The organism is Rhizobium sp. TRM95796 (assembly GCF_025779995.1).
GTDB lineage: Bacteria > Pseudomonadota > Alphaproteobacteria > Rhizobiales > Rhizobiaceae > Rhizobium_E.
The window spans coordinates 97,615-113,283 of record NZ_JAOXHE010000002.1 but is presented as its reverse complement, the minus strand read 5'-3'; the positions used below and the strand labels follow the sequence as shown (position 1 = coordinate 113,283).

At 63.7% G+C, this 15,669-nt stretch carries 16 protein-coding genes; 15 read left to right on the top strand and 1 reads right to left on the bottom strand.

Going from position 1 to position 15,669, the window contains the following annotated elements:
- The first annotated feature begins 7 nt into the window (after window positions 1-7).
- From OCK01_RS06615 to OCK01_RS06570, 10 genes are all read left to right on the top strand, one after another.
- Window positions 8-880 carry a segregation and condensation protein A gene (locus OCK01_RS06615; protein WP_263823434.1) on the top strand — a complete coding sequence of 291 codons (873 nt, stop codon included), beginning with the start codon at window positions 8-10 and terminating at the stop codon, window positions 878-880.
- A complete protein-coding gene (gene scpB / locus OCK01_RS06610) occupies window positions 849-1,571 on the top strand; it encodes an SMC-Scp complex subunit ScpB (RefSeq protein ID WP_412178987.1) in 723 nt (240 codons plus the stop codon). Before OCK01_RS06615 ends, scpB begins: the two co-directional genes overlap by 32 nt.
- A gap of 48 nt (window positions 1,572-1,619) precedes the next feature.
- Window positions 1,620-2,732: an ABC transporter ATP-binding protein gene (locus OCK01_RS06605; RefSeq protein WP_263823433.1), complete on the top strand. Its 1,113-nt coding sequence runs from the start codon at window positions 1,620-1,622 to the stop codon at window positions 2,730-2,732.
- Window positions 2,733-2,763: 31 nt separating this feature from the next.
- Window positions 2,764-2,955, top strand: a complete 192-nt coding sequence (locus tag OCK01_RS06600) for a twin-arginine translocase TatA/TatE family subunit (protein WP_182826548.1) — start codon at window positions 2,764-2,766, stop codon at window positions 2,953-2,955.
- Window positions 2,956-3,006: 51 nt separating this feature from the next.
- A complete protein-coding gene (tatB, locus tag OCK01_RS06595; protein WP_263823432.1) occupies window positions 3,007-3,732 on the top strand; it encodes a Sec-independent protein translocase protein TatB in 726 nt (241 codons plus the stop codon).
- Window positions 3,729-4,535: a twin-arginine translocase subunit TatC gene (tatC, locus tag OCK01_RS06590; protein ID WP_182826546.1), complete on the top strand. Its 807-nt coding sequence runs from the start codon at window positions 3,729-3,731 to the stop codon at window positions 4,533-4,535. Before tatB ends, tatC begins: the two co-directional genes overlap by 4 nt.
- Before the next feature lie 116 nt (window positions 4,536-4,651).
- Window positions 4,652-5,935 carry a serine--tRNA ligase gene (gene serS / locus OCK01_RS06585; RefSeq protein ID WP_263823431.1) on the top strand — a complete coding sequence of 428 codons (1,284 nt, stop codon included), beginning with the start codon at window positions 4,652-4,654 and terminating at the stop codon, window positions 5,933-5,935.
- Between the two features lie 4 nt (window positions 5,936-5,939).
- The gene (surE, locus tag OCK01_RS06580) at window positions 5,940-6,704 is read left to right on the top strand and encodes a 5'/3'-nucleotidase SurE (RefSeq protein WP_263823430.1); all 765 of its coding nucleotides are present in this window, start codon (window positions 5,940-5,942) and stop codon (window positions 6,702-6,704) included.
- A gap of 1 nt (window position 6,705) precedes the next feature.
- Window positions 6,706-7,359 carry a protein-L-isoaspartate(D-aspartate) O-methyltransferase gene (locus tag OCK01_RS06575; protein ID WP_182826543.1) on the top strand — a complete coding sequence of 218 codons (654 nt, stop codon included), beginning with the start codon at window positions 6,706-6,708 and terminating at the stop codon, window positions 7,357-7,359.
- 174 nt (window positions 7,360-7,533) lie between these two features.
- Window positions 7,534-8,982 carry a peptidoglycan DD-metalloendopeptidase family protein gene (locus OCK01_RS06570; protein ID WP_263823429.1) on the top strand — a complete coding sequence of 483 codons (1,449 nt, stop codon included), beginning with the start codon at window positions 7,534-7,536 and terminating at the stop codon, window positions 8,980-8,982.
- 71 nt (window positions 8,983-9,053) lie between these two features.
- On the opposite strand, the gene OCK01_RS06565 is transcribed toward OCK01_RS06570, so the two are convergent.
- Window positions 9,054-9,917 (bottom strand): ATP-binding protein, encoded by an 864-nt coding sequence (locus OCK01_RS06565; RefSeq protein WP_263823428.1) that lies wholly within the window; start codon window positions 9,915-9,917, stop codon window positions 9,054-9,056.
- Window positions 9,918-10,116: 199 nt separating this feature from the next.
- Between OCK01_RS06565 and yajC the strand changes: the two genes are divergently transcribed.
- The 5 genes from yajC to OCK01_RS06540 all read left to right on the top strand — a co-directional run bounded on the left by yajC (window position 10,117) and on the right by OCK01_RS06540 (window position 15,624).
- A complete protein-coding gene (yajC, locus tag OCK01_RS06560; RefSeq protein ID WP_263823427.1) occupies window positions 10,117-10,464 on the top strand; it encodes a preprotein translocase subunit YajC in 348 nt (115 codons plus the stop codon).
- 66 nt (window positions 10,465-10,530) lie between these two features.
- The gene (gene secDF, locus OCK01_RS06555) at window positions 10,531-13,083 is read left to right on the top strand and encodes a protein translocase subunit SecDF (RefSeq protein WP_263823426.1); all 2,553 of its coding nucleotides are present in this window, start codon (window positions 10,531-10,533) and stop codon (window positions 13,081-13,083) included.
- Between the two features lie 3 nt (window positions 13,084-13,086).
- Window positions 13,087-13,476, top strand: coding sequence for an Mth938-like domain-containing protein (locus OCK01_RS06550; RefSeq protein ID WP_182826539.1), 390 nt, complete (start codon window positions 13,087-13,089; stop codon window positions 13,474-13,476).
- Between the two features lie 3 nt (window positions 13,477-13,479).
- On the top strand, window positions 13,480-14,337 hold the full coding sequence (locus tag OCK01_RS06545) for a phytoene/squalene synthase family protein (protein WP_412178985.1): 858 nt from the start codon (window positions 13,480-13,482) through the stop codon (window positions 14,335-14,337).
- 99 nt (window positions 14,338-14,436) lie between these two features.
- Window positions 14,437-15,624, top strand: coding sequence for an extensin family protein (locus OCK01_RS06540; protein WP_412178986.1), 1,188 nt, complete (start codon window positions 14,437-14,439; stop codon window positions 15,622-15,624).
- The last annotated feature ends 45 nt before the right edge of the window (window positions 15,625-15,669 follow it).

The following is a 15,669-nucleotide window of genomic DNA, read 5'->3' as shown; positions in this document are numbered from 1 at the left end:
CGGAGCTATGGCGGCAGGGGCTGACGCGCAGGATCAGGCGCCTCTCGAGAAACTCTGGGAGGATCGCCCCGTCCGTGTCGACGAGACCCTGCCGGTCGCCGAGGTCGAGCCGGCGCTGGTCATCGATGTCGGCGGCTTCGAAGGGCCGCTCGACTTGCTGCTCCATCTCGCCCGCAATCAGAAAGTCGATCTCGCCCGCATTTCGGTTCTGGCGCTGGCCGAGCAATATCTGGAATTCATCGAAAGCGCCCGCCGGGTGCGGCTGGAGCTGGCGGCCGATTATCTGGTGATGGCAGCCTGGCTCGCCTACCTCAAGTCGCGCCTGCTGATCCCGCAGGCCCCGAAGGACGACGGCCCCTCTGGCGAGGAGATGGCGGCCACGCTCGCCTACCGGCTCCGACGGCTCGAAGCGATCCGCGACGCGGCCATGCGGCTCGTCAACCGCAACCGGCTGGGCCGGGACTTCTTCGCCCGCGGCGCGCCGGAATTCATTCCCGAAGAGCGCAAGTCCGCTTATGACGCCTCGCTTTATGAACTCCTGTCCGCCTACGCCAATCTCCGCCAGCGGCAGGCGATCACCAATGTCACCATCCAGCGGCGCAAGGTCTGGTCGCTCGCCGACGCCCGGTTGATGCTGGCCCGCCTCGTCGGCGCGCTCGACGATTGGACCGCGCTGGACACATTCCTGATCCGTTACGCGAGCGATCCGGAAGAGCGCGCCACCGCCATCGCCAGCTCCTTCGCCGCCACGCTGGAGCTGATCCGCGAACGCCGCATCGAGGTGCGGCAGGAGGGGGCGTTCCAGCCCATCTTCATGCGCACCGGCTCGAACCCCATCACCGACGCCGATCTCGAAGCCATGGAGGCGGGACGTGACTGACGTGCTCGCGCCTGAAACCATCGCGCTCATGGGCGACATCTTGAATTCCGATGCGGCGCGGGCGGCTGAAGCGCTGATCTTCGCCTCCGCCAATCCGGTGTCGGAACATTATCTCACCGAGCGGCTGCCGCGCGGCGCCGACGTGCCGCGCATCCTCGCCGAGCTCAGCCGCTTCTATGCCGCGCGCGGCGTCAACCTGGTCAAGATCGACGGCTTCTGGGCCTTTCGCACCGCCGCCGATCTGTCCTTCGCCGTGCGGCAGGAAGGACAGGAGCCCAAGAAGCTGTCGCGCGCCGCGCTCGAAGTGCTGGCCATCATCGCCTATCATCAGCCTGTGACGCGCGCCGAGATCGAGGACGTCAGAGGCGTGCAGACGTCGAAGGGCACGCTCGACGTTTTACTGGAAGCCGGCTGGGTCAAGTTCCGTGGCCGCCGGCGCACGCCGGGCCGTCCCGTGACCTTCGGCACCACGCGCGATTTCCTCGATCACTTCGGTCTCGAAGAGATCCGCGATCTCCCCGGCATCGAGGAACTCAAGGCCGCGGGCCTGTTGACCGGACGCATTCCGGCCGGATTGTCCGCGCCGATCCCCAAGAGCGACGACGAGCTTGCCGGCGACGAGGACCCGATTACGCAGCTCGATCTCGAAGAACTCGGCCTCTTGACACCAGGGGGTGAAGCGGATGAATAGCGTCATCTTTTAATATGCGGGCCTCATCCCGCCGGGATAGAAACGCCAGTGCCGAGCAACAACAGCCTGAAGGATGCGCAGAGCCCCCGCCGATCGGCCGGCGTGACCTTCGCCGCCGGGCTGAGCTTCGAAAACATCACCCATAGCTATGGCGACAAGCCGATCCTTCTCGATCTCTCGCTCACCGTCGAGCCGGGCGAAGTGCTCTGCCTGCTCGGTCCGTCGGGTTCGGGCAAGACGACGCTTCTGCGCATCGCAGCCGGCATCGAGGCGCAAAGCGCGGGCCGTGTTCTTCTGAACGGACGCGAGATCGCCGGCCCCAACGCTTTTCTGCCTCCGGAGCGGCGCGGCGTCGGCCTGATGTTTCAGGATTTCGCCCTGTTTCCGCATATGACCATCGTCGACAATGTTCGTTACGGACTGACGGCGTTGCCGAAGGACAAGGCGAAGGCTGAGGCGCTCAGCGCTCTGGAGCGGGTCGGGCTTTCGGACTATGCGGACGAATATCCGCACAGGCTCTCCGGCGGGCAGCAACAGCGCGTCGCTTTGGCGCGCGCTCTCGCGCCCCGGCCCGCCGTTCTGCTGATGGACGAACCCTTTTCCGGCCTCGATTCCCGGCTGAAGGACTCGATCCGCGCCGACACGCTGTCAATTTTGCGTGAGGCGAGGGTGACCGCGATCGTGGTGACCCATGACGCCGAGGAGGCCATGCGCATGGCCGACCGCATCGCGCTCCTCAAGGACGGTCGATTGGTGCAAGTCGGACCCTCCGAAACGCTCTATCGGCATCCGGCCAATCTCTTCGCCGCGTCGTTCTTCTCCGAGGTCAACCTGATCGAAGGCGTGGTTTTACGCGGCCAGGTCGAAACTCCGCTCGGCGCAATCGCCGCCCCCGGCATTGCCGAACAGAAAACTGTGGATGTCGCCCTGCGTCTGTCGGGCCTGAGAATCGCCCCGGACGGCGAGGGCGCCAAGGCGCGCATCCTGTCTCGCCGCTTTCTGGGCGTGGTCGATATGTTCACACTGGCGGTCGAAGGGCTCGATGAGCCGATCCGGGCGCGCATCAGGGCGGACGAAGTGCCGCATGGTCTCAGGGATGTCGTTGTCTCGGTGAACGAACGTGATACATTGGTGTTTGAAAAAGCCATAAAGACCGACTAAGTCTTGTTGGCACAAAACTGGGAGTGTGAGCATGGGTTCCTTTAGCGTATGGCACTGGCTGATCGTTCTGGCCGTCATTCTGATTTTCTTCGGCCGCGGCAAGATCCCGGAATTGATGGGCGACGTCGCCAAGGGCATCAAGAACTTCAAGAAGGGCATGGCCGAGGAAGAAACCGCCGACAAGACGCCGTCCGTGGACCACAAGGCCGACGAAGTGAAGTAACAGGACGCCGGCAGGGGCGGCCCGAGCCGCTCCAGCCGCAGGATAATCAACATGCTGGAAGTCGGCTGGAGCGAGATCCTCGTCATCGCGCTCATACTCATCATCGTGGTGGGTCCCAAGGACCTGCCTGGAATGCTCAGGACGTTCGGTCGCATGGCGACCCGCGTGCGCGGCATGGCCAACGAGTTCCGTTCACAATTCGATGAGGCGCTTCGCGAAGCCGAACTCGACGATGTTCGAAAAGGTCTGAGCGAGGTCAACAAGCTCAACCCGACCAACAGCCTCCGCGACGCCATCAACCCGATCCGCAAACTCGGCGAGGACATCAAGTCCGACCTGCGCAAGGCGACGGATATCAAGGACGAGCCCAAGCCGTCCGTTACGGGCCCCGAGGCGGAAAAGCCGGGCGAGCTCGTCGCCCCAGCGGCCAATCCGGTTCTGGAGCCGGTTGCGGCGCTCGCGCCCGCGCCTGCTGACACGCAGCCCGAGGCCCTGAAAACGCCGCCGGCCGTCGTCACTCCAGCGTCGCCCCCGGCGGTGATCGAGCCTAAGCCTGTTCCGGCCGTGGTGGAGGCCAACCCGCTTCCCGTCGTCCTGGACGAAAAGCCCAAGGCGAGGCGGGCGTCCAAGCCCAAGGCGGAAAAGGCCGAAGGCGAGGTCGAAAAACCGGCCCGCGCGCCGCGCAAGTCTCCCGCAAAGGCTGCAGGCGAAACGCCGGATGCGCCGAAGCCGCGGAAGAAGCCCGCCAAGAAATCCGATGAAACCGGTGACGCATGACTGAAGAGATCGAGGACAAGCCGCAGCCGCTCATCGAGCATCTGATCGAACTGCGCCAGCGACTGATCTGGGCCGTCGTCGCGTTTTTCGCAGCCTTCCTGGTGTGCTTCTTCTTCGCCAAGGAATTGTTCAATGCCTTGGTTGTACCCTACCGCATCGCGGTGGAATGGGCGCATCTCGACGTTTCCAAAACCGAACTGATCTACACCGCGCCGCAGGAATTCTTCTTCACCCAGATCAAGGTGGCGATGTTCGGCGCCATGGTGATCGCCTTTCCGGTGATCGCGACGCAGATCTACAAATTCGTGGCGCCCGGTCTCTACAAGAACGAGCGCGCCGCGTTCATGCCGTTTCTCATCGCTTCGCCGGCCTTGTTCCTGCTGGGCGGCGCGCTGGTCTACTTTCTCTTCACGCCGATGGTCATGTGGTTCTTCCTCTCCATGCAGCAGGCGGGCGGGGAAGGGCAGGTGGCGATCTCGCTGATGCCGAAAGTGTCGGAATATCTCAGCCTGATCATGACGCTCATCTTCTCCTTCGGTCTGGTGTTCCAGTTGCCGGTGGTGACCTCGCTTCTGGTGCGCGTCGATCTCCTGAGTTCGAAGACGCTGGCGGAGAAGCGCAAATACGCGGTCGTCATCGCCTTCATCGTCGCCGCCGTGCTGACGCCGCCGGATCCGATGTCGCAGCTTGGTTTGGCCATTCCGACGATCATTCTCTATGAAGTCGCCATCTATGCCGCGAGACTGATCGAAAAAAGCCGCCGGCTTCGGATCTCCGAAGAAAGCGCCGACGGATCGGCCTGATTTGACGGGCAAGCCGCGCTTGCGGCTTGTTTTTCCGCTCTCCGCGCGCCAAAACCACGGTGATCCGGAATCACGCTTGTCGGGATTCCGCCCCTGAGCCAAGAGACGGTGTTCACATGCTCGATATCAAATGGATTCGCGACAATGCGGCGGCGCTGGACGCCGCGCTCTCAAAGCGCGGAGCCGACGCCCAGTCCGCAACCCTGATTTCCCTCGACGAGGCGCGCCGCGCCGTCGTCCAGAAGGCGCAGGACATGCAGTCGCGCCGCAACGCCGCCTCCAAGGAGATCGGCGCGGCGATGGGCCAGAAGAACATGGAGCTAGCCGAAAAACTCAAGGCCGAGGTGGCGGCGATCAAGGTGGATCTGCCCGCAGCCGAGGAAGAAGAGCGCCGCATCACCGCCGAGCTCAACGACGCGCTGTCGCGCATTCCCAACATTCCGCTCGCCGATGTTCCAGTCGGCAGGGACGAGAACGACAATGTCGTGGCGCGCGTCACCGGCGACAAGCCGCGCTGGAACCATCCCGCCAAGGAGCATTATGAAATCGGCGAGGCGCTCGGCTGGATGGATTTTGAAGGCGCCGCCAAGATCGCCGGCGCGCGCTTCACCATCCTCAAGGGCCAGCTCGCGCGGCTGGAACGCGCCATCGGCCAGTTCATGCTCGACACGCATACGATGGAGCACGGTTACACCGAAGTGCAGCCGCCGCTGATGGTGCGCGACGACGCCATGTACGGCACCGGCCAGCTGCCGAAATTCGCCGAAGACCTGTTCCGCACCACCGACGACCGTTGGCTGATCCCGACGGCGGAAGTGCCGCTGACCAATCTCGTGCGTGAGCAAATTCTCGAGCACGACGCCCTGCCGTTGCGCCTCACCGCGCTCACCCCCTGCTTCCGCTCGGAAGCCGGTTCGGCGGGTCGCGACACCCGCGGCATGCTGCGCCAGCACCAGTTCAACAAGGTCGAGCTCGTCTCGATCACCGACGCGCAATCCTCGATCGCCGAACATGAACGGATGACCGAATGCGCCGAAACCGTGCTGAAGAAGCTCGGCCTGCATTTCCGCACCATGACGCTCTGCACCGGCGACATGGGCTTCGGCTCGCAGAAGACCTATGACATCGAGGTCTGGCTGCCGGGGCAGAACACCTATCGCGAAATCTCGTCCTGCTCGGTCTGCGGCGATTTCCAGGCGCGCCGGATGAATGCGCGCTATCGCGACCGCGCCGACAAGGCTGTCAAGTTCGTGCATACCCTCAACGGCTCCGGCACCGCCGTCGGCCGCGCGCTGATCGCCGTGATGGAAAACTATCTCGATGAAGACGGCTCCATCACCATTCCTGACGTGTTGCTTCCCTATATGGGCGGCCTGAAGAAGATCGAGAAAGCGAGCTGACATCATGCGGATACTCCTGACCAATGACGACGGCGTCCATGCCGAGGGGCTGGCGGTGCTGGAACGCATCGCCCGCACGCTTTCGGACGATGTCTGGATCATTGCGCCGGAGACCGATCAGAGCGGGCTCGCGCATTCGCTGACGCTTTCGGAGCCCCTGCGGCTCCGGAAGATCTCCGACAAGCATTTCGCCCTGCGCGGCACCCCGACCGACTGCGTGATCATGGGCTGCAAGGAAGTTCTGCCGGGCAAGCCCGATTTGATTCTCTCCGGCGTCAACGCCGGCGCCAATATGGCCGATGACGTGACCTATTCGGGCACCATCGCCGGCGCGATCGAGGGCACGCTTCAGGGCGTCAAGTCTTTCGCGCTCAGCCAGGCGGCGGCCTATGTCGATGGAGAACGCGTCACCCCTTGGGAGATCGCCGAACTCTACGCGCCGGACCTGATCCGGAAGCTGCTTAGGGTGGAAATGCCCGCCTGGACGCTGATGAACCTCAACTTCCCCAATTGCGCGCCTGCCGAGGTAACCGGCGTGGACGTGACCTCGCAGGGCAAACTGGATTTCGGCGTCAATGTCGAACGCCGCATCGATGGTCGCGGCTTCCCCTATTACTGGCTGAAGTTCGACAGCCGCCAGGGCGATTTCCGGGAGGGCACCGATATCCACGCGCTGAAGGCCGGCAAGATCTCGGTCACGCCGTTGAAACTGGACCTGACCGATTACAGCCTGCTCGACCGGATCGATCAGGCCCTGAAGAGCGCCTGACATGCCCCATAGCGTGAGCAGCAAGGAAGGATTTGCCGCTCTCTGCCTTCGGCTGCGCGCCAAAGGCGTCACCAGCGCCGAGCTTCTCAACGCCATCGAGCAGACGCCGCGGCACCTGTTCGTGCCTTCGGACTTCATCTCAAGCGCCTGGAGTTCGCGCACGCTGCCGATCGAATGCGGCGCGGTGATGGAAGGCGTCGATCTGGCCGCCGTCCTGATCGACCTTCTCAAGCTGAAACCGAGCCATCGCGTGCTGGAGATCGGCACCGGCAGCGGCTTCACAGCCGCCGTGATGGGGCGGGTCGCCGAACGTGTTTTGACCATCGATCGCTATCGGACGCTGGTCAATCTCGCCCAGGAGCGCATGGACAAGCTGGCCTTGCGCAATGTCATCGTCCGTCAGGCCGACGGCAATATCGGGCTCCAGGGGGAGGGAACCTTCGACCGGATTCTGATTACGGCCGGTTTCTCTGCATTCCCGCGAATCTATGCCGAGCAACTCGTGTCGGGCGGCGTCATGCTGGCGCCCGTGCTGGGCGAGGACGGCGTCGCCCGGATGATCCGTCTCGTCAAAGCCGGCAGTCGTTTCGAGCGTGAAGATCTCTTCGAGACGCCTTTTCAGCCGATCGTCCAGCAGGTCGCGCAGACCCTGTGACAGAGGGCTTTGAGCCCTTTTACAAGACGTTGTTAAGGTTATCGTTTCCTAGATTTATTTTAAGGATGCCGGCGCAGTTAACCGCACGGTAACTCTAACGCGCTTTAATCATAGCCAAGGTAATGCGTTGCACGGGTTGCAGTCATGCGTAGCTATGAAGTCGTAAAGTCCAGAATGTCTTCCATCCGTTTGATCACGGTGCTTCTCCTCGCCGGCGCGGCGACCGGTTGCAGTTCGGATGTCACGCGTTTCGACAGCCTGTTCTCCCGCTCGCGGACGGACACGCTGACGACGGCGTCGGTTCCGCATCGGGTCAACGCCGTCAACGGCAAGGTTCCGACGCCGAGGGCCGAGTTGGCCCGTGGCGATGTGTCCGGCGACGCCGCGCTGAACCAGCCCTATCCGGGTCAGCCCTATGACGCCTTGGCCACGAGCACGGTTCCCGCAGCTCCCAGCCGCGTCCAGCGCGCCGAACTCACCGCCCCCGGCCAGAGCCAGGAGCGCGTGGCGCTCGCCCAGCCGATGCCGGCGCGTCAGGTCATGACGCTCGACAGCCAGCGGGCCGCCGATCCGATCCGCACCGGCAGCGCCCAGTCGATCTGGAAGGTGACCACGCGGTCGCCGCGCGTCGAAATCAAAAGCGGTCAGACCCTGTCCGGCCTGTCGGCCAAATACGGCGTGCCGCAGCGGGAAATCCTGCGCGCCAACAATATGGAAAGCGCCGCCGACCTGAAATATGGCCGAACCGTCGTGATCCCGGTGACGGATTCCATGGGCCAGGCCATGCCTCCGGCGGTCGAGACGTCCAAGAAGGTTCCGGTTCCGGGCAAGGCGCCGGCTCATGATCAGGCCGTTTTGCCGGCTACGGCGTCGCTGCAGGACAAGAAGAAGGCAGTCGACGCCAAACTGGCTGATGCCGGCGACGCCCCCGATGGCGCAGGCTACGTGGTCAAGCCGGGAGATTCGCTCGCCAAGATCGCCCGCGCCAACAAGGTCAGCGTCGACGCGCTCAAAAAGGCCAACGGCATGGCGGTCGCCGATATCCGCATCGGCCAGAAGCTCGTCATCCCGGCCGCAGGCGCCATCGCCGCCGATCCGGTCAAGACCGCAGCCGTTCCGGAAGGCCAGGCCGTCAAGCAGGCTACGGCCGCCAAGCCGAAGACCTATACGCCGCCGGCCGCTGAAAAGAGCGTCGCGGAAGTGCAGAAGTCGTCCGACAACGGCGAAGACGCGCCCGACGCCACCGGCATCGGCAAGTTCCGCTGGCCGGTGCGCGGCGCGGTCATCGCCGGCTACGGCCAGAATGTCGACGGCGCGCGCAACACCGGCATCGACATCTCAGTGCCGGAAGGCACCCCGGTCAAGGCGGCCGAAAACGGCGTCGTGATCTATTCGGGCAGCGGCCTGAAGGATCTCGGCAACACTGTTCTCGTCCGCCACGACGACGGGACCGTCACGGTCTACGGCAATGCGGCCGGCCTCAACGTCAAGCGCGGAGACAAGGTCACCCGCGGCCAGGTCATCGCCAATTCCGGCATGAGCGGCGGCGCAAAGCGTCCCAAGCTCCATTTCGAGGTCCGGCAGAACGCCGTGGCCGTCAACCCGATGACGTTCCTCCAGTAAGTATTGCGTCGGAGGATCGCGCGTGAGAAGCCCGGCCCCTCAGCCGGGCTTCCTTCGTTTTCGGCGCGGCTTCAGAGCGTCTGCCGCAGGCGACCCGCGAGATCCTGGATGAATTGCCAGGCGACGCGGCCGGAGCGCGAACCGCGCGTCGTCGCCCATTCCAGCGCTTCGGCATGAACGCGCTCGCGCTCGACCGTCAGCTTGAAATAATCGGCATAGCCGTCGATCATCGCCAGATAGTCGTCCTGGCTGCATTTGTGGAAGCCGAGCCACAGGCCGAAACGGTCCGACAGCGACACTTTCTCCTCGACCGCCTCGGACGGATTGATCGCAGTGGACTGCTCGTTTTCGATCATGTTGCGCGGCAGAAGGTGTCGGCGATTGGACGTCGCGTAGAACACGACATTGTCGGGCCGGCCCTCGACGCCGCCGTCGAGCGCCGCCTTGAGCGACTTGTAGGACGTGTCGTCGTGATCGAAGGAGAGGTCGTCGCAGAACAGCACGATCCGCTCGTCGCTGGTTTTCAGCACCTCCATCAGCGCGGGCAGGGTGTCGATATCCTCGCGATGCACCTCGACGAGTTTCAGCCGAATCGAAAGATCTTCGTTCACCGCGGCGTGCACCGCCTTCACCAGCGAGCTCTTGCCCATGCCGCGCGCGCCCCAGAGCAGCACGTTGTTGGCGGGAAATCCCGCGCCGAAACGTTCGGTATTATCATGCAGAATCGACTTGACGTGATCGACGCCTTTGATCAGCGAAAGCTCGACGCGGTTGGGTCTCGACACCGGTTGCAGCGCCAGTCGCTCGGGCGCCCAGACGAAGCAGTCCGCCGCAGCCCAGTCTACCGTCGGCGCTTTCGGGCCGGCCGTACGCTCGGCGGCGTCGGCCAGTCTTTTCAGTTCATTGAGGATCGCGGAGAGGATTTCATCGTTCATCGTGTCGCTCCTTTTTCCTGGTGGCGAGGCAGCTAACATGCGCGGCAGAACCCCGAAAGGTCGGAAGCCGGTGAAAACGTCGGTTTACGAATGGTTATTTCCAAGCCTCCTGTTGCATTGACAGGCCATCTTCCTATATTCCGGCGGCCAGAAAACCGGCCAAATCTGGCCGTCTACGTTTCATCGTCGGGAGTATCAGATGATTTTCACGGAAGCCTTCGCGCAGTCGGCAACGTCGCAGTCCTCGCCGCTGGGGGGCGGTTTGGACATTCTTCTCCTCTTCTTGCCGATGATGGTCGTCTTCTATTTCCTGATCTTCCGGCCGCAGCGCCAGCAGGTCAAGAAGCGCGAGGAAATCCTCAAGAACATCCGTCGCGGCGATCAGGTGGTGCTCGGCGGCGGTCTGGTGGCCAAGGTCACCAAGGTCACCGAAGGCCAGGATGAGATCGAGGCCGAAATCGCCGAAGGCGTGAAGGTCCGCGTCGTCCGCGCCATGATCGCCGAAGTCCGCGTCAAGGGCGAGCCTGTCGCAGCCAACAAGCCCTGATTTTCAGACGGCGCGGTTCTCGCGCCGTTTCGCATTTTCGCCTGACGGAACCATATCGAGACGCTCATGCTCTATTTTTCGCGCTGGAAAGCCATCGCCATTTGGCTTGTGACGCTGGTCAGCATCCTGATCGCCGCGCCGAATTTCATCCCCAAGGATGTGCTGGACAGCATGCCGTCCTGGTTCCCGAAGACGACCATGACGCTGGGTCTCGACCTGCAGGGCGGCTCGCATATCATGCTGCAGGTCGAACGCAGCGACATCGTCAAGGAGCGCATGGAGACCGTGCTCGACGATGTCCGCGGCAATCTGCGCAAGGCGTCGATCGGTTATACCGGTCTCGCCACCCGTGGCCAGCAGGTGACGTTCAAGCTGCGCGATCCGAGCCAGATCGACGCCGCCAAGGAAGCCCTGAAGGATCTGACCCAGTTGGTCAGCGTCGGCGGCTTCGCCGGCTCCTCGATCCAGGAAGCCACGGTGAGCAACGCCGCCGATGGCTCCTTCGAGGTCAACCTCACCGATGAAGGCCTCAACTACCGCATCCAGTCCGCCGTCTCCCAATCGATCGAAGTGGTCCGCCGCCGCGTCGACGAACTCGGCACCACCGAGCCGCTGATCCAGCGCCAGGGCGTCGACCGCATCATCGTCCAGGTGCCCGGTCTCGACGATCCGCAGCGTCTCAAGGCCATTCTCAACAAGACCGCCAAGCTGACCTTCCACCTCGTCGACAATTCGATGCCGGTGCAGGAAGCCATGAACGGCCGTCCTCCGGCCAGTTCGGAAGTCGTCTATTCGAACGACGATCCGCCCGTCCCTTATCTTCTGCAGAAGCGCGCCATCCTGACGGGTGAAAATCTCGTCGACGCGCAGCCGGGCTTCAACCCGGAAAACAACGCCGCGATCGTCTCTTTCCGCTTCGATTCCGCCGGCGCGCAGAAATTCGGCCGCATCACCCAGGAGCATGTCGGCGAGCCCTTCGCCATCGTGCTCGACAATCAGGTGATCACCGCCCCCGTCATCAACGAGCCGATCCTCGGCGGCGCCGGTCAGATTTCCGGCAATTTCACCGCCCAGAGCGCCTCGGATCTCGCCGTCCTGCTGCGCGCAGGCGCGCTGCCGGCCACCCTGACCGTGGTCGAAGAACGCACCGTCGGCCCCGGCCTCGGCGCCGACTCGATCCGCGCCGGCTTCATCGCCGGCGTGATCGGCCTCATCGCCGTGATCGCCTTCATGCAGCTATTCTACGGCACGCTCGGCGCCATCGCCTCGGTCGCGATGGTGATCAACGTCGTGATGATCATCGCCATCCTGTCGATGCTCGGGGCGACGCTGACCCTGCCCGGCATCGCCGGCATCGTCCTGACGATCGGCCAGGCGGTCGACTCCAACGTGCTGTTCTATGAGCGCTTCCGCGAAGAGGTGAAGGCCGGCAGGCCCATCACCCAGGCGATGGAGACCGGCTTCAACAAAGCCTTCGGCACCATCATCGACGCCAACCTGACGACGCTGATCGCCGCCGTGATCCTGTTCTACATGGGCTCCGGTCCGGTGCGCGGCTTCGCCGTCACGCTGTCGATCGGCATCATCACCACCGTGTTCACGGCGTATACCGTGTCGCGCCTGATGATCTCCATCTGGTTGCGCCGCACCCGTCCGAAAGCGCTGCCGAAGGGCGTGCGCACCGGCTTCTTCGATTTCGCGCAGATCCGCTTCATGAGCGTGCGCAAATGGACCTTCGCAATTTCGGCAGCGCTTGCCGTCGCATCCGTGGTCGGTTTTGCGACCAAGGGGCTGGAACTCGGCATCGACTTCACCGGCGGATCGATGATCGAGCTCAAGGCCAAGCAAGGCGACGCCAATCTCGGCGACATCCGCGATCGTCTGGGCGGCCTCAACCTCGGCGGCGTCCAGGTGCAGGGCTTCGGTGATCCGAGTTCGGTGCTGGTGCGCGTTCAGAGTCAGGACGCCGGCGAAAACGCCGAACAATCCGCCGTCAACAAGATCCGCGGCGAATTGAGCGATGATTACGATTTCCGCCGCGTCGAAGTGGTTGGTCCGTCCGTGTCGGGCGAACTGGCGATGACGGGCGCGATCGGCGTCGGCCTCTCGCTTCTGGCGATCATGGTCTATATCTGGTTCCGCTTCGAATGGCAGTTCGCCGTCGGCGCGATCGTGGCGACGCTGCACGACCTGTTGCTGACGCTCGGCCTGTTCGTGTTCACCGGTCTCGAATTCGACATCACCAGTATCGCGGCCATCCTGACCATCGTCGGCTACTCGCTGAACGACACGGTCGTGGTCTATGACCGAATGCGAGAAAATCTGCGGCGATACAAGAAGATGCCGCTGGAGGTGCTTATCGACACCTCGATCAACTCGACGCTGTCGCGCACCATTCTGACCTCGGTTACCACGATGATCGCCATCGCGGCGCTGGTTCTGTTCGGCGGCGAGGTCATTCGCGGCTTCACGATTTCGATGCTGTTCGGCGTCGTGGTCGGCACCTTCTCGTCGATCTATATGGCGGCGCCGGTCCTTATCCTCTTCAAGCTTCGGTCGGATGCGTTCGACAAGAAGGATGAAAAGGACGAGAAGGCGGGCGAAGCGCAGGCGGTGTAAGGCGTGGCCAGAGGCATCATCATCCGCGAGCAGCATTTCCCCGGGCGGGCGCCGATCGACGCCTATGGCAACGGCGGCTTCCGGTTCGCCGATATGAGCCACCGGGGATCCATCCTCTGCCTGCCCTCGGGCATCTATGGCTGGGATGTCGCCGACGGGGCCGATATCGATGAGGCGGGCCTTGCGCGCGTACTGTCCGAGGCCGCCGAGATCGAGGTGTTGCTCGTCGGCACTGGCGTCAACCTGATGCCGCTGAAGCGCCCGCTGCGGGATGCTTTGAAACAGGCGCAGATCTCCGCCGACCCGATGTCCACCGGGGCGGCGGTCCGCACCTTCAACATTCTGCTCGCCGAAAACCGTGCGGTCGCAGCCGCGCTGATCGCCGTGGAGTGAGCCATGGCCATGGGCCGCCACGACGCCTATGACGCGTGCCTGACCACGCTGCGTTCGACCGATCTCGACCGCTATCTGGCCTGTCTCCTGATGCCGGAAGACAAGCGCGGCGCAGTCGCCGCGCTCTACGCCTTCAACGCCGAACTGGCGCGGGTGCGCGACGTGGTCCGCGATCCATTGCCGGGCGAGATCCGCCTGCAATGGTGGCGCGATCTCGTCGAGGGGCAGGGCGCCGGCGACGCCATGGCCAATCCGCTCGCCGCCGGCCTCATACACGCCGTCGACGAATACAGGCTGCCGCGCCCGGCGCTGGCCGCGATGACCGAAGCGCGCATCTTCGATCTCTATGACGACCCGATGGAAAGCCGCCGCATGTTCGAAGGCTATGCCGGAGAGACGTCTTCCACTCTCATCCAGATGACCACGCTGATCCTGGCCCCCGACGCGGCCCCCAGGCTCGCCGACGCCGCCGGTCATGCCGGCATCGCACAGTTGGTGGCCGGAACGCTCTTGCTGACGCCGTTGCATCGTCGCCGCAGGCAGGTCTATCTGCCGGGGGACATTCTCGCCGCCACCGGCCTGACCGCCGCGACATTTCTGGACGGCGACGGGCCCGCCATGGCGCAGGCTCTTTCCGCCTTCATCGGCTACGGCCGCGACCATCTGGCCGCTGCGCGCGCCGCCGCAAAAGACGAACTGGCGCAACCCGCCGCCGACGCCTATCTGCCGGTTGCTCTCGCGCAGGCGGTGTTCGACAAGGCGGAAAAACTCGGCCCGATCTGCCTGACGGAGCCGGCTGTTTCGCCGCAATGGCTCAGAATGTGGCGCCTGTGGCGCGCCCACCGCCGCGCTGGCTTCTGATTCTCCCGTAAGTTCCGCCAGGCTTTACGCTCCGCTAACCCTTTCGGCCTTAAACTGAGCAATCGTATCGGAATGTGGCCGACGGATGAGACTATGCGTATTGCGTTTTGCATCACTTGGAGCCGGCGTCTGCTGACGGTCGGCGTCGCCGTCGCGCTGACGTCCTGTTCGGGGGATCTTACGCCGCCCGCCGACATCGGCTCGGAAACCGTCTCCAGCGTCAAGGTCACCCGGCATACCCGGCAGGCGACCTATGCGGCGCCCGTCAACGCGGCGCAGACCACCGAAAACGTCGATCCCTATCTCGACCAGCCCAATCTCGCCGGCATGGGCGACGCGAGCGCCGATCGGGCTGCTTCGCTGGATCAGCCGCTGGTCGACGCCGCGCCGCAGGCGACCGGGCCGCTGGCTGCGGACGCGCAGGCGATGACGATCCCCGACCAGGGCGTCAATATCGACGACGGCCTCGGCGTTGCTCCCGTCGGGCTTGCGGAGGAACAGGCGCGCGACATCGCCGAGGGCGCCACGTCGCAGCCAGTCGTCGCCGGCGTCGGCACCGACGAACTCGTCGACATGTCTTCTCCGTCGACGCCGCAGACCGTGCCGTTCGACCAGGCGCGGGAGGCCAACCAGATCACGCTCCCCAGCCGTCGCAGGGACGCGCCCGAGCAGAAGGTGGCGTTCCTGCCGCGTTTCTCCGATCCGATGCAGGTTCCGGAATCCTATGGCGGTCTGACCAAGGCGGACAAGGCCTGCCGCCAGGATCTCGAGAAACTCGGCGTGCGCTTCCAGGACATTCCGGCGATCTCGAACGGGCCGAGCTGCGGCATCGCCCATCCCATTCTGGTCAGTGGCTTCGCGAGCGGCGTGCAGTTGAAACCTGCGGCCAAGCTGAACTGCAACGTCACGCGCGCCTTCGCCAAATGGGTGCGCAACGAACTCGTGCCCGCTTCCCGCTACCGCTATTTCTCCGGCATCAAGGCCATTCACCAGATGTCGTCCTATTCCTGTCGCAAGATGAATTCTCGATCCAACAATCCCTGGTCCGAGCATGCGCGCGGCAACGCCATCGACATCGGCAAATTCGTTCTCAACAACGGCAAGGAAATCGACGTCCGCAAGAAGGGCTTCTTCCAGTTCCGCGAGAAAGGGCTGCTCAAGACGGTCCGCGAGGATTCCTGCCGCTATTTCACCACCGTGCTCGGGCCTGGCGATGCCTATCACGGCGACCATTTCCACTTTGATTTGCGCGCGCGCAAGCGTGGATATCGCCATTGCAGTCTCTGAGCGCGGCCACAATCGTTAAGATTTTTTGTTTCGCCATGAACAGTC